Genomic DNA, 25,918 nt, shown 5'->3' with positions numbered 1-25,918 from the left:
GCGCCCTGCGCCTTGTCAGCGAGAACTCCGTCGAACTTCGACGCGCCCTGCTTCGTCGTCTGCTGAGCGCCCTGATCCTGCAGCTTTTGCTGCGCCACCTGTGCCGCGGAGATGCCCGCCATCGGACCCGCCATGTGACAGCCTCCTTGCATCCGTCGAGGTCGGAGGAAGTTCCTCCTCCTCGTTCAAGAGTTCCTTGAGGCGGTCGATGGCGCGCGCGTGAAGCCGAGACGCCCAACTCTTCGACTGCCCGATTTCCGCCCCCGCCTCTTCCAGCGTCCTGCCCTGGAAGTAGTACCCCTGAAGAAGCTTTCGCTCCTTCTCCGGGAGCTTCTCGATCGCCGCCCGCACCCGCGTCTTCAGCTGCTCCTGCTCCAGCCGGATGTCCACCGGCAGGGACTCGTCGGTGTAGCCCGCGCTGTCCGCACCCTCCAGACTGGACGCGAACACCATCGCCAGTCCCTGCACAGCATCCGAGATGTCACTGACATCATCGTCGAATGAGCTGCCGCGGTTGCTTGAGCCCGACTCTCTGTCCGACAAATTCCCCAGATACGCCGCCGCCCGCTCCCCGACATACGCCTGCCGGGCATCCGAACCCCGCAGGACGCCCATCTTCCGAAGACCGTCGAAGATGGCGCCCTTGATGCGGTAGTGGGCGAAGGTGAGGAAGTTGGCGCCCACCTTCGGGTCGAAGCGCTCGGCGGCCTCCAGGAGGCCTATCTGTCCGTACGCCACCAGTTCGTCCAGCTCAAGCTGGGCGTTGAACTGCTTGCGCACGGTCGCCGCGAGGGACCGAACGTAGGGGCCGTACTTGGTGAGGATGGCCTGTCTGTCGTCGCCCAGTGGCAAGCGCTGCTCACTCGGCCTTGGACCACAGCCGCTCGAGAACCTGGTTCAGCCGCGGGTCATCCTGCAGTGCGTCCGCAATCTTCGTGGTGAGGGAGGAGGACTTCATGCGCAGCTTCTCCTTCAGGACCTCGGCGACCAACGCCCGCGTCGCCTCTTCCTTGCTCTTGAAGCCCCCGTTCTTCAACCCGCGGGCAATGGCCATCGCCTGCGCGGCGACCGGGTCCGCGGCCTGGGGGCCCTGGACGTTGCTGGAGCCTACCAGACCGGAGACTCCGACGAGAGACTCCGCCTTGTCCACCCGGGCACCGAAGGCCCCACCCGTGGGCGCCGCGGACGACGGCCCCTTCGCGCCACCGGCGCGCCCCTTCCCTCCACCGCGTCCAACGCCACCGACAGCCATGGGTGAACCTCCCCTGCCCCTACTTCTTCGCGGGAGGCAGGACTCCCGCATCCTTCGCCTGGAGGAGCGCCTGCGCAAGACGCGCCCCGTCACCTTCCGGCTCCAGGTCGATGGCCGCCTTGAGCTCCTTGAGCGCCTCCGGCACCTTGCCCAGGAACAGGAGCGCCTCGCCCACATGCGCGCGCGGCAGCGACGCCTGCGGGGCCAGCCGCTGCGCGGAGCGGTAGGCCTGGAGCGCCTTGTCGTGACGGCCCTGCGCGAACTCCACGGCGCCCAGCCCCAGCTGCGGCACCTCGCTCTTGGGCATCAGCGCCGCGGCCCCGGCGAAGATCTCCTTCGCCTTGTCGAACTGTCCCATGTCCAGCCACAGGTAGCCGGCCTCCAGCAACACCATGGCCTGCTGGCGCCCCAGGGGGACCAGGCTGTTCGAGATCTCCGAGACGCTCTCCGCCATGGACTTCGCTCTTCCTTTCCGCGCCCGGCCAGGAGGGAAGCGGCGCCGCTCCCCTCCCCGCCGTGCTTCGGCCCGACCCAGGCCCTACGGGCCTAGCGGACGTTGCTGATGGAGTTCTTGATGCAATCGTGCCGCGACTTCATCACGTTGGAAATCGCCGTGAACGTCTGCGACTCCTGCTGGATGGCCGCCTGCAGGTTGAGCAGCTTGGAGTTCTCCGCCGCCATCTGGTTCAGGGAGAAGTTGCCGCCGACGGTGTCCGACGTGCTGGTGCCCAGCGCGCCCGTGCCCGGACCGGCCACGCCGCCGCCGATGCCACCGGCCACGCCGCCGATGCCCGCCGCCGCGCCGCCCACGGAGGCGCCGACGCCGCCGCCGCCCACGCCCACCGCGGTGCTCATCACGCCGGCGTAGGGGCCAGCGCCCGAGCCGCTCGTGTTGGACAGCGTGTGCACGGAGGAGACCGCCGCGGAGACGATCTGCCCACCGGGAATCATGCCGGCCACCGCGCCGACGCCCGTGCCCACCGCGCCGGCCGCGCTGTTCAGCCCGTTGTGGAGCCGAGCGCCGAAGCCCGTCTCAGGGGTCTGGCGCGCCGTCGTGACGTGAGTGGAGAGCCGGATGCTGGGGCCCTGCATGCTGTTGATGTTCGCCATTTCATCCTCCAGGCGCTGCGAGAAGAAGAAGACAGAGCTCCCGGATGATCCAGTGCTCTTTCTCCCATTATCGTCCCGGCGCTCCGCCAGTTGCCTGCCCGGAGCTAAAAACCGTGACGAACGGGTAAAAGCCCGTCATTTCCGACCCTTGGCTCCCTTGGCCTCGGCGATCAGCCGCTCGCGGGTGTCCACCAGCAGCTCCAGCAGTTGCTCGGCGTGGGCCAGCGCGGCCTGGGCCTTCTTGCCCACCTCCACCTTGGGGCCCTTGAGGCCGGCCAGGCCCTCCTTCACCGGGGCGAACAGCGCCCGGACGTCCTCCGCGGGGGTCGCCTCCAGGAGCGACTCGATTGCGGGGTACGAGGGCGCCGGAAGCTCCTGCGGCGGGGGGGCGGACGACGGCTTGGCGGACGGGGGCATCGCGGAGGGGGTCTCCTGTCGGGCCCACGGCGCGAGGGCCGCGGGACGCTTGCCGACAGGACGCTAGGGGAAAAGCGCCCCCTGCTTCAAGCCGCCTCCCATCCCGCCTCGTGGGATGGGCGGGCCCCAGGCCCACCGGCAGGGGAGGAACCGGGCACGCGCCAGCCTTGCCCCCCCAGCCCTGTCCTCTTCCACCTCCGCACCTAGCTTTTGCTCCAGCGGGGGATGACGCACCACGCAACGCCCCCCGTCGCACTCACACAGGAGACTCTCCCATGAAGAAGCTGATCGGGATTTTCGCGGCGCTGGCGCTGGTCGGGTCTGGCACGGCCCTGGCGGGCGACGACAAGAACAAGCCCCAGACGGACACCTCCGCACAGGGGGGTTCGGGCACCTCAGGTACCAGCAGCATGCCCCAGGACAGCACGATGCAGCCCGGCAGCTCCGTGGGCGGCTCGGGCTCCACCATGGGCACCGGCTCCACCATGGGCTCCAACGCCATGGGCCAGAAGGAGCTGAGCGGCAAGGTGGTGAAGACCGAGAGCAGCAAGGTCTTCGTGCAGGACGCGCAGGGGGCGGTGGTGCCGCTCGACATCGACAAGGGCACCATGTTCACCGACCCGACCCTCAAGAAGGCCAAGGACCTCAAGGAGGGTCAGGAGATCCGCGCCAGCTTCGAGGTGAAGGAGACCCGGAACATGGCGAAGAGCATCTCGCTGTCGGGCACCGGCGGCGCGGGCACGGACGTCATGCAGCCGGACTCGTCCATCAACCAGGGCACCGGCACCCAGGACAACGGCAGCCTGGACACGGGCACCACGCATGAGCCGGGCACCGGCGGCTCCGGCATGGACTCGACCAAGAACCAGGACCTGGGCGGCGACACCAGCAAGGACAAGGGCACCAGCCCCGACACGTACTAGCGCCACCGGGCACGCGCCCGAGTGACGCCCCTCCCACGAGGGGACCCGAGGCCCACGGCCCCCACGGCCGTGGGCCTTCGTTCCGCCCCGCCCCACCCGACGCTCCGGGGCGGGCCATTCACTTCATTCAGTATTGACTGAATGGTCTGAACGAACTAGATGCCGGGCGCCACCCTGGGCCCCGGCGGAAGCGCGTCGTGCGCGGCCCCCACGCGGGTGGAACGGAGGCCGTGCATGAAGGAGCTGGGCGTCGCGGAGCAGCGCTTCATCGAGTCGATGGGGCTGTACTTCGAGCGGCAGGGCGGCACGCGCATCGGCGGGCGCATCCACGCGCTCATGATGCTGACCGACGAGCCCCTGTCGCTGCAGCAGCTCGCGCGCAGGCTCAAGGTGAGCGCGGCCTCCGTGTCCACCAACATCCGCGCCAGCATGGCGATTGGCCTGGTGGAGCCCGTCAGCGTGCCGGGAGACCGGCAGCACTACTACGTCGTCAATGGCAATGGCTGGGAGAGCCGCCTGCGCACCGCCGAGGACAGCGTCAAGGCGTTCGTCCGCGTGTGCCAGGAAGCCCTCTCCGTGCCGCAGCTCGCCAACAAGCACCACCTGCGCGAGGCGGCGGACTTCTGTGACTTCTACCTGGCCGAGATGGCCGGCATCGCCGAGCGGTGGCGTGCCTCGCGCGCCGCCCGCCCCACACCCCGCACCCCCAAGGCTTCGAAAGGACGCACCGCATGAATGGCGCAGTCGCGCAGTCCCCCATCGTCTCCATCACCCAGGTGACCAAGGACTACACCCTGGGCAAGGTGGTGGTCCCGGCATTGAGGGGCGTGGACCTCCTGGTGCACTCCGGGGAGTTCATCTCCATCGCCGGTCCGTCCGGCAGCGGCAAGACGACGCTGCTCAACCTCATCGGCTGCGTGGACACCGCCACCTCGGGCGTGGTCAGCGTCGCGGGCCAGGACACCAAGCAGCTGAGTGAGCGTCAGCTCACGCACCTGCGCCTGCACACCATCGGCTTCATCTTCCAGTCCTTCAACCTGGTGTCGGTGCTCAGCGTCTTCCAGAACGTCGAGTTCCCCCTGCTGCTGCAGCGCAAGCTGGACAAGCACCAGCGCAAGGAGCGGGTGATGCAGCTGCTCGAGCAGGTGGGCCTGGCCGACCACGCCAAGCACCGCCCCAACGAGCTGTCCGGCGGCCAGCGTCAGCGCGTGGCGGTGGCGCGCGCGCTCGTCACCCGGCCGCAGCTGGTGCTCGCGGACGAGCCCACGGCGAACCTGGACTCGGTGACGGGCCAGCACATCATCGACCTGATGAAGGAGCTCAACCAGAAGGAGGGCACCACCTTCATCTTCTCCACGCACGACGCCAAGGTGATGAACCACGCCAACGCCGTGGTGCGCCTGGCGGACGGGAAGATTCTCGACCGGCTCACCCCCGCCGAGGCGAAGCGGGCCATGGCCGCGGGCGCGGAGGGTCACTGACATGGGGCAGCTCCGGTTGCTGCTGCAGGTGGCGTTCCGCAACCTGTTCACCAGCAAGATCAACATCCTCATCGGCGGCATCATCTTCTTCGGCACCCTGCTCGTGGTGGTCGGCGGCGCGCTGCTGGACAGCATGGACAGCGCGATGAGCCGCAGCATCATCGGCAGCGTCGCGGGCCACGTGCAGGTCTACTCGGATGAGTCCAAGGACGAGCTGAGCCTGTACGGCGGCATGAGCGGCGAGCCGGACCTGGCGGTGGTGGACGACTTCAGCCGCATCAAGCCCGTGCTGGAGAAGCACCCCAACGTCAAGACGGTGGTGCCCATGGGCACCAGCGGCGCGCTCATCACCTCCGGCAACACGGTGGACCTGACGCTCGCGCGGCTTCGCGACCTGTACAAGAAGCGACAGACGGAGGGCGAGTCCCCGGCCCTTCGCGAGAGCATCGACAGCGTCAAGGGCCACGTGCGGCAGATGGTGTCGCTGATGGAGGAGCAGCGGGCCAAGAGCCGCGAGCTGCTCACCGCGGCCGCCCAGGACCCCGTGGAGGTGGAGTCGCTCGCGCGCGCCCGCACCGACGCGTTCTGGAACGCCTTCGAGGAGGACCCGTTCGGCTCGCTCGAGTTCCTGGAGAACCGCATCGCCCCCCAGCTGCCGGACGGCGACCTGTTGGACCTGCGCTACGTGGGCACGGACCTGGACGCGTTCCAGAAGTCGTTCGACCGCATGGAAGTCGTCGACGGGCAGGCGGTGCCCGCGGGCAAGCGCGGCATGCTGATGTCCAAGTTCTTCTACGAGAACTTCCTCAAGCTGAAGTCCGCGCTGCGCCTGGACAACATCAAGCAGGAGCGGGACGTCAACCAGAAGCGCATCGACGCCGACCCGACGCTGCAGCGCTGGGTGAAGGAGAACCAGACCCAGACGCGTGAAATCCTCTTCCAGCTGGACCCGGTGAAGACGCGTCAGGCGGTGGAGCGGCTGCAGAAGGTGCTCGGCAGCCAGGAGCCTTCGCTGGAGAAGCTCCTGTCGGAGTTCTTCACCACCACCGACGACAACTTCGACACGCGCTACCAGCAGTTCTACGCGGAGCTGGCGCCGCTGCTCGACCTGTACCGGCTGCGCATGGGGGACTCGCTCACCATCACCGCCTTCACGCGCACCGGCTACGTGCAGAGCATCAACGTGAAGGTCTACGGCACCTACCAGTTCAAGGGCCTGGAGAAGTCCTTCATGGCGGGCGCCATCAACCTGATGGACCTGATGACGTTCCGCGACCTCTACGGCTACCTGAGCCCGGAGCGGAAGGCGGAGATCACGGAGCTGCAGAAGGGCAGCGGCCTGAAGGAGCTGGACCGGGGCAGCGCCGAGGAGGCGCTCTTCGGCGAGGACAGCGGCAACACGCTGGTGGCGGACGCCACGCCCGGGCTCATCGAGGAGTCCACGGTGTTCGAGGGCGGCCTGGGCGCGCTGGCCCGCGAGGACCTGGTGGCGCGCGTCTACTCGCAGCAGGAGATCGAGCAGGGCGAGGCGCTCAGCGCGGCGGTCATCCTCAAGGACCCGGAGCAGTTGGACCAGACGATGGCGGAGCTGCGCGAGTCGACCCAGGCCGCGGGGCTCAAGCTGCGCGTGGTGTCCTGGCAGCAGGCCGCGGGCATCATCGGCCAGTTCGTGTTGATGGCGAAGCTGGTGCTGTACTTCGCGGTGTTCATCATCTTCGTGGTGGCGCTGGTCATCATCAACAACGCGATGATGATGGCCACGCTGCAGCGGGTGCGCGAGGTGGGGACGATGCGGGCCATCGGCGCGCAGCGCTCCTTCGTGCTGAGCATGGTGCTCATCGAGACGGTGCTGCTCGGGGCGGTGTTCGGCCTGGGCGGAGCGCTCGTGGGCAGCGGCATCATGAGCGCGCTGGGCAGCGCGGGCATCCCCGCCGGCAACGAGGCGCTGTACTTCTTCTTCTCCGGTCCCCGCCTCTATCCGACGTTGAGCGCCGGCAACCTCATCGCGGCGTTCGTCATCGTCCTGTTGGTCTCCGCCATCTCCACCCTCTACCCCGCGTTCCTCGCGACGCGCGTCTCGCCCCTCCAGGCGATGCAGACGGACGAGTGACCCATGTTCCAGCTCTTCCTCATCGCATTCCGAAACCTCGGCACCCACCGCCGGCGCACGCTGCTGCTCGGCGGGGCCATCGCGGGTGTCACCGCGCTGCTCGTCATCCTCATGGGCCTGTCCACGGGCATGAAGGAGACGCTGCTGCGCTCCGCCACCATCCTGTCCACCGGCCACGTCAACGTGGGCGGCTTCTACAAGGTCACCGCCGGCCAGGCCGCGCCCGTGGTGACGTCCTACCCGAAGGTCCTCGAGCTGGTCCGCAAGGAAGTCCCTGAGCTCGACTACGCCGTCCAGCGCGGTCGCGGCTGGGCGAAGATCGTCAGCGAGAAGAGCTCCATGCAGGTGGGCATCGGCGGCGTCGACGTGAAGGACGAGCCAGGCCTCCACAAGGTCCTCCAGATTCGCGAGGGCTCGCTCGGCGGGCTGTCGGAGTCCGGCACGGCGCTGCTGTTCGAGAAGCAGGCCAAGCGGCTGGAGGTGAAGGTGGGCGACACCATCACCATCTCCGCGCCCACCATGCGGGGCACCAACAACACGGTGGACGTGCGCGTGGCGGCCATCGCCGGCGACATGGGCATGATGAGCGACTTCAACATCTACGTCGAAGCCTCCACCCTGCGCTCGCTGTACCAGCTGCGCGATGACACCACCGGCGCGCTCTTCCTGTACCTCAAGGACGTCTCGCAGGTGCCCCAGGTCCAGGCGCGGCTGCGCGACGTGCTCGCGAAGGCCGGCTTCACCGTCATGGACAATGATCCGCGCGCGTTCTGGTTCAAGTTCGACGTCGTCAACCGCGAGGCGTGGACGGGCCAGAAGCTGGACATCACCAACTGGGAGGACGAGCTGTCCTTCATCACCTGGACGCTCACGGCGCTCAACGGGCTGACGGGTGTGCTCATCTTCGTGCTGCTGGTCATCATCGGCGTGGGCATCATGAACACGCTGTGGATCGCCATCCGCGAGCGCACGCGGGAGATTGGGACGCTGCGCGCGATTGGGATGCAGAGGACGCGCGTGGTGGCGATGTTCCTCTTCGAGGCGATGACGCTCGGGGCGCTGGGCACGCTGGTGGGGGCGCTGTTGGGCCTGGCGGTGTGCCTGGGCGTGACGGCCGCGAAGGTGAGCGTCCCGGAGGTGGTGGCGATGTTCATCATGTCGGAGCGGCTGAACCTGGTGGTGGACGCGGGCGCGGTGGTGGGCGCCATGGTGTTCATCACGACCTGCACCACGCTCATCTCGCTGATTCCTTCCTTCCTCGCCGCGCGGCTCAAGCCGGTGACGGCGATGCACCACATCGGGTGATTTCCATGAGCCTCAAGAGCCTGCTGTCCGCCGCGGCTGTCACCGCGGCCCTGCTGTCCGCGCCCGTGGCCCTGGCCCTGGAGCCAGCCGTCATGACGCAGATGCTGGCGACCATCGATGATCGCCAGCGCAATGGTGGCGACTACAAGGCGCTCATCTATCTGGAGCAGAAGGAGAAGGACAAGACGGACAACGTGCGCGAGGCGTTCGTGTACCGACGCGACGCGGACGACAAGCTGATGATCCTCTTCAGCAAGCCCAAGACGGAGGCCGGCAAGGGCTACCTGCGGATGGACAAGAACCTCTGGAGCTACGACCCCAACGTGGGCAAGTGGGAGCGGCGCACGGAGCGCGAGCGCATCGCCGGCACCGACAGCCGCCGCGCCGACTTCGACGAGTCCCGCCTGGCCGAGGAGTTCGACCCGACGTACGAGGGCGAGGCCAAGCTGGGCAAGTACACGGCGCACAAGCTGTCGCTCAAGGTGAAGCCCAACGTCGACGTGGCCTACCCCGTCGTGAAGCTGTGGGTGGACAAGGACTCCACCAACATCCTCAAGCGCGAGGAGTACGCGCTGTCCGGCCGGCTGATGCGCACCGCGCTCTACCCGCGCTGGAAGAAGATCTTCAGCGAGTCCAAGGGCGCCGACGTCTGGTTCCCGGAGGAGATCCGCATCTACGACGAGGTGGAGAAGGCCAACTCCACCATCATCCTCATCAAGTCGGTGGACCTGCGCTCGCTGGAGGCCAACCTCTTCACCAAGGCCTGGCTCGAGAGCAAGAGCCGATGAGCTCGCGCGCCCTCACCCTGGCCACGGCGCTGTCCGTGGCCCTCGCCGCTCCCGCCGCGCCCGGCCAGTCCGCGCAGCGGGACGACGATGCCTTGTTCGGCGGAGGGGACGACACGCCCGCGCAGGCGGACCCGTCCTCGACGCCGCCCTCGGAGGCTCCGGCATCGGAGCGTCCGAGCGAGGATGCCCTGTTCGGCGGGGACTCGGAGCCCTCGGCCGGCGCGGATGCCAGCAACACGGGCGACGCGACCGAGCGACAGCGGCCGCTGACGGAGGCTCCGCCGGAGCCTGGGGACCGGGACTCGCGCTCGCTCTCCGGGCCGGCGACCCGCAGCGCGTTCGACTCCGAGGAGGCGGTGGATGATCCGCTGAAGATTGGCGGGCAGTTCTACCTGCGCGGCTTCGCGGCCGCGTCGCAGGGCACGTCGTTCGGCGACACGGCGTTCTCCGCGCCCACGCTGGTGGATGGGTACTTCGACGCGCGGCCCATGGACCGCCTGCGCGGCTTCGTGGTGGGGCGGTTGAGCTACGACCCCACCGTGTCCACGCAGTCGGGGGTCGCGGGCGCGCCGGCCAATCCTCGCGTCCTGCTGGACCAGGCGTGGCTGCGCTTCGACATCGAGCGGACGGTGTTCCTCACCGTCGGCAAGCAGCACGTGAAGTGGGGAACGGGGCAGATCTGGAACCCCACCGACTTCCTGTCCCCACAGCGGCGCAACCCGCTGGCCTTCGTCGACCTGCGCACCGGTGTGTCGATGCTGAAGGTCCATGTCCCCTGGGAGGCTCGGGGCTGGAACTTCTATGCGCTCGCGGTGATGGATGACCTGGGCACCGACACGGGCGTGCTCACGGACAACACCGGCGGCGTGCCTCGCGCGGGGGTGTCCGAGCCGGTGAACAGCCTGAGCCGCATCGGTGGCGCGCTGCGCGCCGAGGTGGTGCTGGGGCCCGCGGAGGTGGGCTTGAGCGCGGTGGCGCAGCGGGGGCGCAAGCCTCGCTTCGGCCTCGATGTGTCGTCCGCGCTGGGCCCCATCGACGTCTATGGCGAGCTGGCGCTGAAGAAGAGCACGGAGCAGCCGCTGTACCGGGTTCCTCCGGGGACCACGGCGGAGGAGGTGTTCCTCGATCCCAGCATCGTCGAGGACTACTACCCCTCGGGGCTCACGCCCCAGGTGACGGGCGGCGCGAACTACAGCTTCGCGTACGGAGAGAACGACATCGCCGTGTTGGGAGTGGAGTACTTCTACAACTCGACGGGCTACACGAGCTCGTTCGGGTACCCGTTCCTGATCTACAAGCAGGCCTTCCAGCCGCTGTACACGGGGCGCCACTACGGCTCCGCGTACCTCTTCCTGGACCGGCCTGGCTCGCTCGAGCGCACGTCGTTCAACCTGTTCACGTTGAGCAACCTCTCGGACAAGTCGTACATCAGCCGGCTCAACGTCACGCACCGCGCGCTCAGCTATCTGACGGTGGAGGCGTACGGTGCGGTCCACTACGGACACAAGGGCGGCGAGTTCCGCTTCGGTGGGTTCACGCTTCCTGGCGCCCCGGTGCCCGAAGGCCAGACGCCCAATCCGCCCATCACGTTCAACGTGCCCACGTTCGAGTTGGGCGCGGGATTGCGCATCAGCATCTGAGGCGGTGGTCCGCGGGTGGATTCGCGGGGCCGTGTTCCTGGATGGGACACGGCCCTTCGACTTTTCCCAGCGGGCGGTGGCGTGGTCGCACGTCGGGCGGGCGAGCGAGGGGAAAGCGGGCCGCCGAGGTGCCGGAGAATTCGAGCAGTGAACACTCTGGCGACATGAACCTGTGGATCGCCCTCGCCGCGGGGTTGAGCGTCGCTCAGGGACAGAGCCAGACGCCCTACCCCTCTCCCATGGACCCGAACGTCCGCGACCCGGCCGCGGAGGCCCTGCGCGACGCGAACGAGCAGGCCGCCGAGGAGGCGGATGGCGCGTGGATTCCTCCGAACTACGTCATCCAGCAGCCGACCAACGACGGGACGACGCCGTATAGCGGCGGGTATGTGATTACGCCCGCCCTCCCCGATGGGAGCGCTCCGGCGACCCCGAGCGAAATCGCCATCGACGAGACGTATCAACGCTACGTGCCCATCCCCGCGCAGGGGCAGGAGGCCGTCGGCGGGAGCGGTGCGGAGGAGAACTCCGGTTCGACCGTGTCCGATACGGACCTGGGCGTCGGTGGTTCGGGTGCCGTGGGGGACGAAGGGGGCGATGCTCGGGTGAACCAACCCGGGGGCTCGAACACGTCCGCGCTGCCACAGCCCACCCCTGCTCCGCTGGGCGGACAGGACTCCACCGGCGGCTCGGGGGATTACGGCACTTCGGCACCGCAGGGCTCGGATTCAGGTGACCAGGTCGACGGTACGGGTGGCTCGGGCACGACACCGCAGACCTCGGTGCCGAACGACCAGAGTGGCATCGGTGGCTCGGGCTCGACGCCGCAGACATCGGTTCCGAACGACCAGAGCGGCACCGGTGGCTCGGACACGACTCCGCAGACATCGGTTCCGAATGACTCGAGTGGCGTTGGCACCAGCACGACGCCTCAGACCTCGATTCCGAATGACTCGAGTGGCGTCGGGACTGGCACGACGGCTCAGCCCTCGACTCAATCCGGCACGGGAGGCTCTGGCGCGCAGCCTCAAGACTCGCTGGGCGGTTTCGGTCCTACCGAAGCCGAGCAAGGCGGTGGACAGGACTCCACGGGCACAGCTCCTGTTTCCCCGAACGGCACGGGCGGCTCGGGCTCGAACACCGCGCCTCAATCCACCGACACGCAGGGCACCTCCGTGCCCCAGAACAACTCCGGCACGAACAACAACACCTCTCAATCCGCATCCGGACAGCAGCAGACGTCGGCGACCACGAATCCACCTGCTTCGACGGACACGGAGGTCGCGCAGCTGCGCGCACGTCTCGACGAGCTCGAGGAAGAGCTCAAGACTCGCGACGCGGAGATTGAACAGAACGCCATCGCCACCCAGCAGCAGGTCGACACGTTCGGCGAGCGCGCCGTCGAGACCGAACAGTCACGCCAGCAGCGGCTCTCCGCGCTCCAGAGCGCCGGCGAATGGATGCTCGCCGCCGACGCCGCCATCCAGCAGGGCGAGGATGACGTCGACGACGCCCTCGACATCGCCGACAGCGCCTTCGCGGAGATTCGCGAGAGCGCCGCGTCATTCGGTCAGGGCAACGTCATCGTCCATGCGGACCGCGCCCGAGCCCTGTTGAACCTCGCTCGTGATGCGGCGGGGCGCAGCGACGGATACGCCGCGCGACTCGCGCTCCAGGAAGCCGGCGTCGAGCTCAACCTCGCACGCGGCGCCAGCCTCGGCAGGAGCGGTACGGGCAACTCGCTGCTGTCGCCCTAGCCGTCCACCTCTGAGGCGCCTCCGAGATGAGGCGCCTCAAAGGACCTCACCCCTCCTCAGGGCGATGACGTCTCGCGGAAGACGAGCAGACCTCGCGACGTCTCCGTCGCGTAGATGTACCCATCACCCGGAACCGCGATGGCGTTGAGGCCCTCGAAGAACGTCAGGCCTCGGTCCTTGTCCGTCTCGCGGTAGGTGTTGAAGTACGCCACCTGCCGAGGAGCACCGGGGTTGCTCACGTCCGCCACGCGCAGACCGTCCTGGTAGTGCGCCACGTACAGCCGCGTCCCCGACAGTGCCATCGCGCGCACGGAGACCTCCGGCCGGACCCGGAACTCACCCACCTGGAGCACGCTCGCCGGATTGCCCACGTCCAACACGCTGACGAACGCCCCCCAGTCCTCGCCACCCGAGAACACCACCGGGCGCTCATCCACCGAGCCCACCGCCAACGAACGCGACGAGATACCTCCGAAGCGGCCCAGCAGCTTCGGCGTCGCCGGCGTCGTGATGTCCGACACCGACACGCCGAACGTCCAGTTGCTCACGTAGAGCCGGTTCCCCACCGACACCACGTCGAACGGAACCTCGCCGTTCAGCGGCTCGGCGCCCTCGATGAAGTAGCGCCTCAGCAACTTCGGCTGCAGCGGCGTCGTCACGTCGAAGATCAACACCTCGCCATTGGGCGCGGGCGACGCGGCGAACAGCAGGTTGCCGTTCAACGCCAACGCCCCGACCTCCACCGACGGATCCGTCAACGAACGCAGCAGCACGGGCTTCGCCGGATCCGCCACGTCGTAGATGACCAGACCGCTCTTCTGGCTGGCCACGTACGCCAGCGTGCCGTGCACCACCAGGTCATTGTAGACATCGCTCGACGGCTTGCCCGAGTAGAGCTTCCGCGGCTCCGACGGGACGCTCACGTCGTAGATGGCGAGGCCATCCTTGCCGAGCACGAGGTAGGCACGTCCGCCCACCACGGTCAGCTCCTTGGCGACCACGGGCTCTTTGACGGAGTCATCTTGAAGGGAGACCTCGCGCACCAGCTCCACCCCGGAGCCCTCGACCTCATCCGCCTTGCGCTGCAGGCGCGCCGCCTCGAACGTGCCCTGCAGGTCCAGCTCTCCGTCCACGCAGCGACGGAAGGTGCCCTTCATGCGGGTCGCCGAGGTCGCCTCACAGCCCGCGAAGGCGTACCGCACCGTGCGCTGGAACGAGTCGACCACGTCCGCGGCCAGGTAGTACGTGTCCTCCGTGTGCTGCTGCTCCGTCACGGTGAAGCCCAGCACCTTCGCGCCGTCCGCGCCCGATAGACGCAGCGCACCCGCGGAACCCGATCCATCGTTCAGTTCGACATTGACGTTCCACACACCCGCGGGTTGCAGGGCCGCGAGGCTTGAACGCTGACAGGACGACAGGTTGATGGCGGCAAGGTGACACTCCGCCTTGTTCTTGGAGTCCCCGTCCTTGCCGCAACCCAGGGCAAGGACCAGCGTGCTGCTCAGTACGAAGAGGCGTCTCATGACCCGTATGCATACCGGGCCATGCCACACAACGAAAGCCCCTCCCTCACTCTCCCCCAGGGATGCGGGACGCCCGCCGCCGGGCAAGTAAACGGAAAGAAATAAACGAGGCCCTTGTATAGGCTCGCTCCTGAGAGCGAGCCTCCCAGGAAGCCCTGTCTCGCCAGTACCCCACCCAAGAGGTGTTCGTGAACCCCCGTCTCCTCGCTGCCGCCGCGCTGGCCCTGCTCCTCCCGGAGCTGGCGCTGGCCCAGGTCTTCGTCGTGCCTCGTCGCCCGGGCAAGACGCCGGTGAACAGCTACGAGTTCGAGTGGCGGCACGTCGACATCCTCGTCGGCCCCCAGGCCACCGGCGAAGAGGCCAAGCCTCCGGACAGGACGGCCCATGAGCAGCCCCCCGGAGTCCAGGGAGGCGCCAACCCGGGCACGCCCGCCACCCATACCGAGGCCGGAGATCCGAAATCCCCGCCCTCGGGCGCGGCCGCGCCGACCGAACCGTCCACCACGCTGTCGCCCAGCCCCGCCCCCGAGCTCGTGCAGACCGAGGACGCAGGGACTCCGCCGCCCCCGGCCGCCGTCGCCGCCAACGAGGACGGCGGCACCCCGCTGAGCACCGCCGCGCTCGGCGACCCCGACGGAGGCACCGCGCTCGGCGCGCCCGCGTTGGGGGGCCCCGCGCTGGGCGGCTCACCGGATGGCGGCTTCAACTACACCTACGCGAGGTCGCTGGGGGCGAAGGCCGGCGGGGTGCGCTTCTATTTCTACGAGCGTGAGCGCATCGTCGCCGAGCGCGCCGCGCCCCTCATCGAGGAGGCCTACCGCTACCTGGTGGACACGTTCCAGTACGTCCCCACGGAGACCTTCCCGTACATCCTCTACAGCAGCTACCAGGAGTTCCTGCAGACCAACCTCTTCCCGCTGTCCGAGGGCACCCTGGGTGTCACCAGCACCGAGGGTGACCTGAAACTCACCCTGCCGTACCTGGGTGACCACCGGCTCTTCGAGGAGGTCAGCACGCACGAGCTCGCGCACCAGTTCACCATCCAGAAGGTGCGCACCGTGACGCAGCAGGCGAAGGTGTTCGGCGAGCCGCTGCAGTCCATCCCCCTGTGGTTCATCGAAGGTACCGCCGAGTTCTACGCCAAGCGGGGCATGGACCCCGAGGCGGAGATGCTGGTGCGAGACCTGCTCGTGAACCCGGACCTCTACAAGGGCTACGCGTTCCTCGACTTCTTCTCCCCCGGGCCCTACGGCTACCTGTGGATCTACAAGGTCGGCCAGGTGCGCGTGGCCTTCCTCGAGGAGGAGTACGGCAAGGGCTTCATCCAGCGCGTGCTGGAGGACTCGCCCCGGCTGGTGGGCGGCGCCAAGGACACGCCGTCGCTCAAGTTCGAGGAGCTGCTGGAGCGGCTGACGGGCGATGACCCGAAGCGGCTGTCGGCGCGGTTCGAGAACTGGCTGAAGCGGCGCGCGTACAAGACGTACCTGGGCTCGGAGCAGTCCGCGCCCGCGTTGGATCTGCTCGACAAGGCGCCCGGCTACATCACCGCGTTCGCCAGCTCTCCGGACGGCACGGTGCTGGCCATGCGCACCATCGTCCCGGAGACGGGCGAGAGCCGGCTGTACATGATGGACCCGCGCGCGCCGGACAAGAACGTGCGGGTGGCCAGCGACGGCATGCCGGGCGTGGAGTCGCTGCACCCCATCTCCGGCCGCAACTTCGCGCTGTCGAAGGACAAGCTGGCCTTCGTCGCCGAGATCACCGGGCGCGACGTCATCTACGTGCAGGACTACAAGCACACCGTGGAGAAGCGCGCCCAGGACGTGCTGGTGCGCCGCAACCCCATCCGCACGGGCATCGACCGCGAGGTGGGCACGTCGGTGAACCTGGAGCTCGGAGATCGCAAGGCGTACCGCATCGACAAGCACGGGTTGCTCGCCGCGTACTCGCCGGCCATCTCCCCGGACGGCCGGTGGGTGGCCTTCATCGGCATCCAGGACGAGGGCCTGCGCGATGTGTACGTCATCGACCTGAACGCGAGCCCCGACGCCAAGCCGCTTCAGCTCACCGACGACGTGTTCTCCGAGCGTCAGGTGACGTGGGGCCCGGCGGGCATCGTCTTCACGTCGGACGCGACGTCGCACCGCAAGTTCAACCTCTTCCGCGTGAAGCAGGACGCGCCCCGCCAGGTGGAGCGCCTGACGAGCGAGGAGCGCGACCACGCGGACCCGGTGGCGCTGGAGGACGGGCGCGTGTTCTTCACCGCCTTCAACAACAGCAGCTCCGATTTGCACGAGCTGATGGCGGACGGCCGCATCGTCCGGCGCACGGATTTGACGACGGGCGTGTTCGAGCCGGGCCCCGGTCCCGAGGGCAGCCTGTGGATGCTCTTCCACGTCTCCGGTGAGCGGAAGCCCGCGGTGCTCCGGCCGCCGCGCATGCTCGCGCTCGACGTGCCGGCCGAGCCGCCGCCCGAGCCGCCCAACCCGCTCGCGGTGCGCCCGCTCACGGACGCCACGCCCTACCGGCCCTTCGCCCGACAGAACCTGGAGTTCGGCCCCATCTTCGGCTTCGCCGGCGCGGGCGGTGGCGGCTTCGTCGGTCAGCTCTTCGCCGCGGCCAGCGACCGCATGCGCGACCACCAGTTCATCCTCACGCTGGCGGTGTACGGCAGCTTCGACCTCACCGACGGCTACATGCTCTACATCAACGACGAGCGCCGCACGACGTGGGGCGGCGGCCTGTTCCAGTCGCTGCGCTTCCGCGTGGACCAGACGTTCGATGATCTGCCCGTCTTCTTCACGTCGGCGGAGCGCTACTTCGGCGCGCTCGGCAGCCTGCGCTACCCGCTGAGCACCTTCCTGTTCATCCAGGGTGACCTGAGCGTGGGTGGCACCAAGTACTTCCTCGACGACGACACGGAGTTCCGCCTCTTCTTCCCGGACCGCAACGAGGCCAACCGGGAGCTCCTGTCGCTGTGGAACCAGAAAAACGGCTCCATCCGCTTCCAGACGGAGCTGAGCGGGCAGATCGGCTACGACAGCCTGAAGTACCACTACGCCACGGGCCCGCTGTCGGGCAGCTCCGCGCTGCTCGAGACGACGGTGGGCGTGCAGCCGTTCAACTCCGAGGCCTACGGCAACGTGCGCGTCGACGCCGAGCGCTACTTCCCCATCTACGGCCGCACGCACCTGTTCCTGCGCGGCGGCGCGGGCACCACGCTGGGCGGACGCTACGCGCGCTCCTACTTCCTGTCCTCGTTCGACACCCTGCGCGGCGTGAACTTCGGCGACGAGCGGTGGCTCCTGGGCCGCAACTTCGTCTACTCCACGCTGGAGCTGCAGCTGCCGCTCAACGACATCATCCGGGTGGCCTTCCTGAGCGACCTGGAGGCGGTGGCCGGCATCGACGTGGGCGGCGTGGGCAACGGCTCACGCGACTTGTGGGACCACCGCGTGCTGGACGCCGCCATCGGCGTCAACCTGTCGCTGGGGCCTCTCTTGATGCGCCTGCACTTCGCGCGCCCGCTCGACATCAACGCGGCCGCGGGCAAGCCGGACTCGGGCTGGGTGACCAACTTCTCGCTGGGCATCGCCGGGCTCAACGGCTTCTTCGACACCGCCGACACGGGCGCCAAGAACGGCGCGCCGCAGCCGTCCTCGCCCGCGCTGATGCCCGCACTGGGTGGCGGCTACACCTCGCCCCGGCACTGAGCGTCGTCCAAGCCCCCGCTCGCACTCCTTCGCGGGCGGGGGGCCGGCTTCTTCGGGGCGGGTCCACGACCAGGAATCAGGGTTCGTTGCGTATCATGGACATCCCGCGAGCGGCCGGCTCGCGTCATCCGGCGGTGTGTCCATGGCTCGAAGCGGTCCCTGGCTCCTGTGCCTGTGGCTCGGACTGTTGCTGTCCTGTGGCGCGCCCCTGAGCTCGGAAGAGCTCCCCTCGAAGCGGAGGCCCTCCATCCGGGTCACCTACGAGGACGGGCAGCCGGCCGCGGGCGCGAGCGTGCGGGTCAATGACGTCGAGCAAGGCCCGACGGACTCCGACGGCAGGCTCGAGCTGACCCTCCCTTCGGGCCCCTTCCGAATCGAGTTGAGCGTCACGGGGCAGGACGGCTCGTTCACCCGAGCCTTCCAGGACCAGGACGGTGACGCCCCGGAGGGATGGGACGACGTGCCCATCCACCTGCCACGTCCTGTCCGCTTGCTCGAGCCGCTCGAGGTGACAACCACGCGGGTACAACTCCAGTGGCAGCGCAGCCATGAGCGCTCCTTCCGTGAGTACAGGGTCTACGGGCACCGGAACGCATCGGCGCTCGACGACTCGAACTCGGTCCTCCTGTTCGTGGGGACGGACAACGCCCAGACGCGCTTCACGGTGGGGGACACGTACTTCGGCGGAACCCCCTTCGTCACCGCCCACCAGGACCTGCACTTCCGGGTCTACGTCCAGAAGGACGACGGCTCACTCTCCGGCAGCAACATCCTCCATGTGAAGACGCCGGCGTGGGCCAACGAGGACCTCTTCACCCGGCGCTACACGCTCGAGCCCGAGCGCAACTTCGCGGGGACGTTGCCCATCCGTGGGGTGGCCCATGACGGCAGCGCGCTCTGGTTGCTGTACCACGAGGAATCGGGTGGTGGCGTCAACCTCCACCGGCTCACGCTGGCCCGCCTCGACCCCCAGACGCTGGCGGTCCTCCAGTCCTGGTCCTTCCTGGACAACCGACGTCCCCGGGGATTGACCTGGGACGGCACGTCACTCTGGCTGTATCTGGAAGCGAATGGCCACAAGCTCGTGCGCTTCAATCCGACCACTGGCGCGCGTGACTTCGAATTCGTCGCGGGCAGCGCGGCGACCTCGCTGGCCTGGTCAGGCACCCACCTGCTGCTGAGCGCCTACGGACCTTCGGCCTCCGTCACCTGGGTCCACCCCGTCACGGGCGCCATTACGGACTCCTGGCCCAGCCCCTTCAACCAACGGGCCTTGCTCGGCGCGGGAGGCATCGCCCACCGTGAGGGAGAGACGTGGCTCGCGTCCCCGGTCGACGCCACCATCGTCATCATCGGTGAGGCCGGAGCGCACATCGGCGTGGCGACATCGCCCCATGCGTTCGCCTCCATGGCCTTCCTGGGAGACCGCCTGGTGGGCGTCACCCACGAGTCACAGGTCCATGTGCTGCGCATCGAACCCTGAGCATGCCGCGGCGATTCGCGCGTGGAGGTCGTGACATGTCTTCTGCAAAGCCGTGGCTCGGATTGCTGGTCCTCAGCCTGTTGATGGCTTGCGAGCGCACCCCAGCGCCCTCGCAGCCGGTGCCCGAAGTGCCGGGCGCCCCTGACACGGAGACCCGGCCCTTGCTGCGCGTGGCCTATGACGACGAGCAACCCGCGGAGGGCATCCTGGTCCTCCTCGAGGGTGTCGACCAGGGGAAGACGGACTCCGACGGCAAGCTGGCGCTGTCGTTCCCCTCAGGGCCTTTCCAGGTCGAGCTGCGACACACCACGGAAGATGGTGAGTTCGCCCAGGTGACGCAGTCCTTCGAGGGGCCTCCCAGCGAAGACGCCGTCATCCACATGGCACGCCCCGCCCGACTGCTGCCCCCTCTCGAGGTGACGAACGCGTCGGTGCACCTCGCGTGGCAGCGAAGCCATGACCGCGCCTTCCTCCGATACAAGCTCTACGCCCTGCGGCACTTCCCCACGGTCAGCGCGACGAACGGCCTGCTCATCCACGAGGGGACCGACGTGGCCAGGACGGACTTCAATCTGGCGGGTCTCATCTCCACCGGCACCCCCTTCGTCTCGGCGGCCACGGACTTCTACTTCCGCCTGTACGTCGAGAGAGACGACGGCTCGGTCACCACCAGCAACATCCTCCATGTGAGGACGCTCGCTTGGGCCGACGAGGCTCACTTCACCCGGCACTACACGCTCCAGCCCGAGAGCGGCTTCGCGGGGCCACAGCCCATCCACGGCGTCGCCTACGACGGCGAGGCCCTCTGGCTCGTGTACCGAGAGGAGCTGGGCGGCTTCGACGACGACGACCGGCTCACGCTGACCCGACTCGACCCCCAGACGCTGGCCGTGCTCCAGGCCTGGACGTTCATGGACCACCGGCTCCCCAAGGGGTTGACCTGGGACGGTACGTCGCTCTGGCTCTACCTGGAGGCACATGACCGCAAGCTCGTGCGCATCGACCCCGCCACGGGGATTCACACGCAGGAGTTCCTCCTCGCGGAGACCGTGGAAGACCTCGCGTGGACCGGGACACACCTGCTGTCGAGCGCCATCAAACAGCGGGGCTGGGGATACATCGAGCGGCGCTCCCCCTCGACGGGCGCGTCGGTGAGCGTCCTCCCCAATCCGTTCATCCAGTGGGGCTCCCACCGCGCCTCGGGCATCGCATACCGGGCAGGCGAGACGTGGTTGTCCGACCATTGGGTGAACGACCTCGTCATCGTCGACGACGAGGGGACCCACATCGGCGTGGTGCGCGACAACCACTTCTTCCGCCACCTGGCCTTCATGGGAGACAGGCTCGTCGGCGTCACCCGCGAGTCGCAGGTCCACATCCTGCGCATCGAGCCGTGAACTCCGGCCCGAGCCCCCTGTGACTCAGGACTGCGCGGCCACCAGCGCCGCGTTGGCGCGGGCCATGGGGCCACCGTCATTGGGGATGCGCTCGAAGTCACCGCGCAGCGCCTTGATGGCGAACTTCTCCAAATCAATCTCCCGGCGCGTGCGGATGCCCGCCAGCGCGCGCAAGGGAGCGGACAGGGGACCGAAGCCCAGGGTGCCATGTTGGAGGAGCACTCCGGCGGCCACCACGCTGAGCCACCGCCAGCCGCCGCCGTCCCGCCTGCCCAGCAAGAGGCCCAGCGCTCCAGCCACGGCGGTGCCCACCATGACGGCGCGGTTGAGGTCCCACTCGCGCTCCAGCTTCTGGAGATAGCGGCTCATCTCCGGGCGGTCGGCGTGGGTCGCCATGTGCCGCACGCACCCCTCCACGTGCTCGTCGATACGACGGTTCACCCTCAGCGGCGTGTGGCTGCGGGCGGAATCAGACGACTGGTTCCAGGTCTCCATCGCGTCTCCCTGTCGCGGCGCTCCCCTCTTCTCGATGAAGCTAGGTGCGCCACGACGCGTCGGGAACAGCGCCGGGTGGGAACACAAGTGGCCTCCCTGACTGCTTGCCTGCCCCGCAACGGGCCCGCGTCCGAGGCAAGCCACTCCCACCCCACCTGGGAGACGACGCGCGGCGCGACGGGTCCGCTGCCCTCCAGGGTGGGGCGACTGATGGAACCAGGATGGGAAATCCCTTTCATCGATGCCCCACCCCATGGCCCCGAGGCACGGTGGATATGTCCACTTCCGGGCAGCGCACCTTGGCCTCCATGAGGCACGCGCCTTGCTCAACACCGGTCGATGACTCGCTCACGACTCTTGCTCTGTCTTCCATTGCTGTGGATGTGGGCTTGTGGTTCCGAGGCCCCGTCTCCGCCGACGCAGGCGCCCCCTGTCATCGAGGACCCGACGCCGTCGAATCCGACGCCCGTGGACCCGACGCCGAATCCACCGCCGGTGGACCCGCCTCCCGTGGACCCGCCCCCGCCGCCACCTCCACCGCCGCCACCGGTGACGCCCGAGGCCCAGCGGCCCTACGTGATGCCGAAGCTGCAGACGAGCGTGCCCGAGTACGAGCTCATCATCCCTCCGGAGGCGATGCAGAAGTTCGCGGAGGACGTGTGGACGCCCGAGCAGGACGCCGTCTTCAAGGCCAAGGGAATGACGTACCCGGTGAAGGTGCGGCTGCGCGGCGCGTCCGCGCGGTTCTTCGACAAGAAGAGCTGGAACGTGAGCTTCGCGGACGGCACCCGCTTCGAGGGGCGCACGTCGCTCAACCTGGTGGCCGAGTTCGCCGACGCGTCCATGCTGGCGGAGAAGATGGCCTTCGACCTGCTGGAGGCGATGCGCGTGCCCGCGTCCAAGGCGACGTACGTGCTGCTGAGCATCAACGGCAAGAGCGAGGGCGTGTTCCTGGAGATCGAGCAGGTGAACAAGGCCTTCCTCAAGGCGCACGCCTTCGCGGACGACGACGCGACCATCTACCGGTGCGGGTGGAAGGACTGCGAGATGAAGACGTGGAAGGTGCCGTACCAGGGCAACTGGACGAAGAAGACGAACGAGCGGCAGCCGGACGACGCGCTCGTCGCGATGATGGACGTCATCAACCACTCGCCGGAGCCCGAGTTCGCCGAGCGCCTGGGCAAGCACCTGCAGCTCGAGCACTACCTGCGCTCCATGGTGATGGACGCGCTGATGTCCAACAACTTCGTCGAGGACTCGGAGAGCTACTTCATCTACGACCGGGCCGTGGCGAAGTGGTCCTACGTGCCGTGGGACCTCAACAACGTGGACGCGCGCTGGTGGTACTTGAACCCGGTGCCCGACATGGCCACGAGCACCAACAGCATGCGCCACCCCCTTTTCAACTTCACCCTGTCCGACGCGTGGACGGAGAAGATGTACCTGCAGCGCAAGAACGAGGCGCAGTCCTACCCGGGCTACCTGCCCGTGTTCTCCAACCTGGCCACGCGCGTGCTGATGAACCCGGCGCTGCGCGAGCGGTTGGACGAGCGGCTGGAGAAGGCGCTGGACGAGCTGTTCAAGCCCGAGGTGCTCAACCCGTACATCGACGCGGTGCACGCGCTCATCGACGAGCACATGCGCGCGGCCCCGTACATCGACTACGCGCGCTTCCACGCGAGCCGCGACTACATGAAGCGCTACGTCCGGGAGCGTCGGGCCTTCGTGGAGAAGGACTGGGCGCGGCTCAAGGCGCAGCGCTCCACGCTGGTGTTCGACGCGTTCGACCCGGTGGCGGGCTGGGTGGACGTGGCCAACCACGGCACCACGGCCGTGTCGCTCCAGGGCATGGTGCTGACCACCAACCTGCGGGTGAGCCTGGCGCAGAGCGACCACGCGCCCACGCAGGTACACACCCCCATGGGCGCGGTGCTCCCGGCGCTCACCGTGGCCCCGGGCGCGAAGGTGCGGCTGAAGGCGTCCGAGCTGGGCATCCAGTTGCCACCGAAGGGCGAGCTGGGCCTGTTCGACGGCAAGTCCGTGGTGGGCGTGAAGGACTTCCTCTTCTATGGCGCGCTGCCCTCGGGCCAGCAGTACCAGCGCGGAGAGGCGGGCTGGGAGGCCCGCTGAAGCGGAAGCCCTGGCCGGGGCCTACCGTCGCTCGCGGACGACCAGCGTGCGGCGGGCGGTGAGGCCCCGGTCATCGGTGACCAGGATTTCGTGCGAGCCCACCGACGGTGTCCACCACACCCGCTCGTCCGCGCGAGCCGAGCCGAGCAGCGCGCCATCCACGAACCAGGTGAGCGCGCGCTCGTGCGAGGCCTCCGCCTCCAGCGGCACCTCCTGCTGGTCCGCGGGCACGCCTGGAATCAGCAGCGCGATGTGGCCGGAGGCCGGTGAGACGATGGAGGGGGCCGCGCGAGCGCCTCCCGGCTCACACCCGGGGGCCGGCGCGGGAGGCTCGGGGAGCCGGCGGTGCTGCTCCTCCAGCCAGCGGCGAATCGTCGCCGGCCACGTGACGAAGACGCGTGACTCCGTCTTGCGCCCCGTGCTGCACGTGGGGCCCACGGACAGGCCCGTGGCCACGTCCACCTCCACGTGCTGGTGATAGGGACACACCGCGGTGGGGACGGCCGAGCGGCGCGCGTAGACCTGCTTGCGCTGGAGGCAGGCCTCCGTCGGCAGGTGCCCCGAGTACGCGCAGACCTCCACCTTCATCAAGTCCTCCGGCACCACCGTCTCGTCCTCGGGCAGCGAGCGGCCCCGGGGCCCCACGCCCTCGAGGATGTCGAACAGCACCGGGCCCGCGGCGTCCGCGCCCACCAGGTGCACGCTCGGCGAGTGGTTGAAGTTGCCCAGCCACACGACGGCGGTGTGCCGGGGGCCGGAGCCGGCGGCCCACGCGTCACGGTGACCGAAGCTCGTGCCCGTCTTCCAGTGCACCCGCGCGGGCAGCCCCGTCAGCCGGCGCCGCTCCGGGAAGTCCGGCCGGTCTCTCAGCGCCAGCGCCTTGCGCGTCAGCCACGCGGCGCCCGGCGACATGACCTCCACGGGGGTCTCCAGCGGCTGCCCTTCCTCGAGCAGGCGCAGCGGACGGGCCCGGCCATCCCCCGCCATGGCCACGTAGAGCCCCGCGACCTCCAGGGGCGTCAGCTCGATGCCGCCCACGGCCGCGGACAGGCCGTAGTGGCCCGGGTCCGTCACCAGGCTGGTGACACCCGAGGTCCTGAGCGCGGACAGGAAGCGCTCCACGCCCACGCGTTCGAGCAGGCGCACGAAGGGCATGTTGAGGGACTGGGACAGCGCGTACTCCAGCCGCACCAGCCCCAGGAAGCGGCCGTCGAAGTTGCGCGGCGCATAGCCGCCGTACGTCGTGGGGATGTCCGCCACGAGCTGCTCGGGGCCGGTGATGCCCATGTCGATGCCCATGGCGTACAGCAGCGGCTTGAGCGCCGAGCCCGGCGAGCGCGGCGTGGCGAAGCCGACAATCTGCCCGCCGTGCTCCGCGTCGAAGAAGTCGAAGTTGCCCACCAGCGCGAGCACCGCGCCCTGCTCCCGCTCCACCACCACCGCCGTGCCGTTGTGGATGCCCTTGGACTTCAGCTCCCGGGCCGCGTCGCGCATCACCCGCTCCACCAGGCGCTGCGTGCCCGCGTCCAGCGTGGTGGCCAGTCGCATCTGGCCGGGGCGCTGGGCCCTGAGCCACACCGCCACGTGAGGCGCCTCGCGGGGGAACGCCTTGAGCCCTCCCGGAACATCGGAGGCCCGCACGTCGGCGAGCACCTGCTCTGCGGGCACCCTCGCCTCCTCGGGTCCACGAGGCAGGGCCTCGGCCTCCAGCAGCCTGCGGGCCACGTCGTCGCGCGCCGCGCGCAGCCGCGCCTGGTTCTCCGGCGTGGGGAAGCGGCGGTTGGGGTTCTGCGGCACCGCGAGCAGCGTGGCGATTTCAGCCGGGCTCAGGTGCGCCGCGGTGTGGCCGAAGTACGCCAGGGCCGCGGCCTCCACGCCCTCCACGTTGCGCCCGTAGGGGACGAACTGGAGATAGGCCGCGAGCACCTCCTGCTTGGTCAGGCGCAGCTCGAGCTGCACCGCGCGAAGGGACTCCACCCACTTCGAGGTGAAGGTGCGCGGCCGGGGCTCCAGCATGCGCACCAGCTGCATCGTCAGGGTGGAGGCCCCCGACACCCGGCGTCCCCGCGCCACGTTGAGCGCGGCGGCGCGCGCCACGGCGAGGGGGTCCACACCGGGGTGTGAATGGAAGCGCTTGTCCTCCAGCGCGAACAACGCCCGGAGGTAGGCCGGGTCGATGCGCTCGACAGGCGCGGCGATGCGCCAGCGCTCGTCGGGCGCGAGGAAGACGTGCGCCGGGGTGCCGTCGCGGTACTCCATCACCACCGAAGGGGGTGCGGAGAGCCGCGACGGCAGCGGCACGGACCACGCCGCCGCCACTCCCACCGCCGCGAGGAGCAAGAGCCCCGCGGCGGTCCAGAGGAGCTTCTTCAGGAGTGGACGGAGGCGTCGCAT

20 protein-coding genes are annotated in these 25,918 nt (G+C 68.7%); 12 read left to right on the top strand and 8 right to left on the bottom strand.

Annotation, left to right across the window (positions count from 1 at the left end):
• Positions 1-15 precede the first annotated feature (15 nt).
• From LXT21_RS17265 to LXT21_RS17245, 5 genes are all read right to left on the bottom strand, one after another.
• Complete coding sequence (locus LXT21_RS17265; RefSeq protein WP_254039244.1) at positions 16-852, bottom strand: sigma-70 family RNA polymerase sigma factor; 837 nt, start codon at positions 850-852, stop codon at positions 16-18.
• Positions 853-859: 7 nt separating this feature from the next.
• Positions 860-1,252: a hypothetical protein gene (locus LXT21_RS17260; RefSeq protein ID WP_046712700.1), complete on the bottom strand. Its 393-nt coding sequence runs from the start codon at positions 1,250-1,252 to the stop codon at positions 860-862.
• 19 nt (positions 1,253-1,271) lie between these two features.
• On the bottom strand, positions 1,272-1,706 hold the full coding sequence (locus tag LXT21_RS17255) for a tetratricopeptide repeat protein (RefSeq protein WP_046712699.1): 435 nt from the start codon (positions 1,704-1,706) through the stop codon (positions 1,272-1,274).
• Positions 1,707-1,798: 92 nt separating this feature from the next.
• Positions 1,799-2,362 carry a hypothetical protein gene (locus LXT21_RS17250; protein WP_254039243.1) on the bottom strand — a complete coding sequence of 188 codons (564 nt, stop codon included), beginning with the start codon at positions 2,360-2,362 and terminating at the stop codon, positions 1,799-1,801.
• 135 nt (positions 2,363-2,497) lie between these two features.
• Positions 2,498-2,779 (bottom strand): hypothetical protein, encoded by a 282-nt coding sequence (locus LXT21_RS17245; protein WP_254039242.1) that lies wholly within the window; start codon positions 2,777-2,779, stop codon positions 2,498-2,500.
• Positions 2,780-3,054: 275 nt separating this feature from the next.
• Between LXT21_RS17245 and LXT21_RS17240 the strand changes: the two genes are divergently transcribed.
• The 8 genes from LXT21_RS17240 to LXT21_RS17205 all read left to right on the top strand — a co-directional run bounded on the left by LXT21_RS17240 (position 3,055) and on the right by LXT21_RS17205 (position 12,783).
• Positions 3,055-3,702: a hypothetical protein gene (locus LXT21_RS17240; RefSeq protein WP_254039241.1), complete on the top strand. Its 648-nt coding sequence runs from the start codon at positions 3,055-3,057 to the stop codon at positions 3,700-3,702.
• A 234-nt stretch (positions 3,703-3,936) separates the two neighbouring features.
• Positions 3,937-4,437: a GbsR/MarR family transcriptional regulator gene (locus tag LXT21_RS17235; RefSeq protein ID WP_254039240.1), complete on the top strand. Its 501-nt coding sequence runs from the start codon at positions 3,937-3,939 to the stop codon at positions 4,435-4,437.
• Positions 4,434-5,183, top strand: a complete 750-nt coding sequence (locus LXT21_RS17230; RefSeq protein ID WP_254039239.1) for an ABC transporter ATP-binding protein — start codon at positions 4,434-4,436, stop codon at positions 5,181-5,183. Before LXT21_RS17235 ends, LXT21_RS17230 begins: the two co-directional genes overlap by 4 nt.
• A gap of 1 nt (position 5,184) precedes the next feature.
• Positions 5,185-7,293 carry an ABC transporter permease gene (locus tag LXT21_RS17225; protein WP_254039238.1) on the top strand — a complete coding sequence of 703 codons (2,109 nt, stop codon included), beginning with the start codon at positions 5,185-5,187 and terminating at the stop codon, positions 7,291-7,293.
• Between the two features lie 3 nt (positions 7,294-7,296).
• Positions 7,297-8,598, top strand: coding sequence for an ABC transporter permease (locus LXT21_RS17220; RefSeq protein WP_254039237.1), 1,302 nt, complete (start codon positions 7,297-7,299; stop codon positions 8,596-8,598).
• A gap of 5 nt (positions 8,599-8,603) precedes the next feature.
• Entirely contained in the window at positions 8,604-9,386 is a 783-nt protein-coding gene (locus tag LXT21_RS17215) for an outer membrane lipoprotein-sorting protein (protein WP_254039236.1), read from the top strand.
• The gene (locus LXT21_RS17210; protein ID WP_254039235.1) at positions 9,383-11,026 is read left to right on the top strand and encodes a hypothetical protein; all 1,644 of its coding nucleotides are present in this window, start codon (positions 9,383-9,385) and stop codon (positions 11,024-11,026) included. The genes LXT21_RS17215 and LXT21_RS17210 overlap by 4 nt, the downstream gene beginning before the upstream one ends.
• Positions 11,027-11,190: 164 nt before the next feature.
• Positions 11,191-12,783 (top strand): hypothetical protein, encoded by a 1,593-nt coding sequence (locus LXT21_RS17205; RefSeq protein ID WP_254039234.1) that lies wholly within the window; start codon positions 11,191-11,193, stop codon positions 12,781-12,783.
• A 56-nt stretch (positions 12,784-12,839) separates the two neighbouring features.
• Here LXT21_RS17205 and LXT21_RS17200 read toward each other — a convergent pair whose 3' ends face one another.
• Positions 12,840-14,306 carry an LVIVD repeat-containing protein gene (locus tag LXT21_RS17200; protein WP_254039233.1) on the bottom strand — a complete coding sequence of 489 codons (1,467 nt, stop codon included), beginning with the start codon at positions 14,304-14,306 and terminating at the stop codon, positions 12,840-12,842.
• A gap of 188 nt (positions 14,307-14,494) precedes the next feature.
• Here LXT21_RS17200 and LXT21_RS17195 point away from each other — a divergent pair, with 188 nt between their 5' ends.
• The 3 genes from LXT21_RS17195 to LXT21_RS17185 all read left to right on the top strand — a co-directional run bounded on the left by LXT21_RS17195 (position 14,495) and on the right by LXT21_RS17185 (position 20,899).
• Positions 14,495-18,019 carry a tolB protein precursor protein gene (locus LXT21_RS17195; RefSeq protein ID WP_254039232.1) on the top strand — a complete coding sequence of 1,175 codons (3,525 nt, stop codon included), beginning with the start codon at positions 14,495-14,497 and terminating at the stop codon, positions 18,017-18,019.
• A gap of 142 nt (positions 18,020-18,161) precedes the next feature.
• Complete coding sequence (locus LXT21_RS17190) at positions 18,162-19,502, top strand: carboxypeptidase-like regulatory domain-containing protein (RefSeq protein ID WP_254039231.1); 1,341 nt, start codon at positions 18,162-18,164, stop codon at positions 19,500-19,502.
• Between the two features lie 35 nt (positions 19,503-19,537).
• Entirely contained in the window at positions 19,538-20,899 is a 1,362-nt protein-coding gene (locus tag LXT21_RS17185; protein ID WP_254039230.1) for a hypothetical protein, read from the top strand.
• 24 nt (positions 20,900-20,923) lie between these two features.
• Here the strand turns inward: LXT21_RS17185 and LXT21_RS17180 are convergent, their stop codons facing one another.
• The gene (locus tag LXT21_RS17180) at positions 20,924-21,295 is read right to left on the bottom strand and encodes a DUF2892 domain-containing protein (RefSeq protein WP_254039229.1); all 372 of its coding nucleotides are present in this window, start codon (positions 21,293-21,295) and stop codon (positions 20,924-20,926) included.
• 438 nt (positions 21,296-21,733) lie between these two features.
• On the opposite strand from LXT21_RS17180, the gene LXT21_RS17175 reads away from it, so the two are divergent.
• The gene (locus tag LXT21_RS17175; RefSeq protein WP_254039228.1) at positions 21,734-23,524 is read left to right on the top strand and encodes a CotH kinase family protein; all 1,791 of its coding nucleotides are present in this window, start codon (positions 21,734-21,736) and stop codon (positions 23,522-23,524) included.
• A 21-nt stretch (positions 23,525-23,545) separates the two neighbouring features.
• Here LXT21_RS17175 and pbpC read toward each other — a convergent pair whose 3' ends face one another.
• Positions 23,546-25,918 carry a penicillin-binding protein 1C gene (gene pbpC / locus LXT21_RS17170; RefSeq protein ID WP_254039227.1) on the bottom strand — a complete coding sequence of 791 codons (2,373 nt, stop codon included), beginning with the start codon at positions 25,916-25,918 and terminating at the stop codon, positions 23,546-23,548.

It is taken from the genome of Myxococcus guangdongensis (assembly GCF_024198255.1).
Taxonomy (GTDB): Bacteria; Myxococcota; Myxococcia; order Myxococcales; family Myxococcaceae; genus Myxococcus; species Myxococcus guangdongensis.
This window is presented reverse-complemented; position numbering and strand designations above follow the sequence as displayed.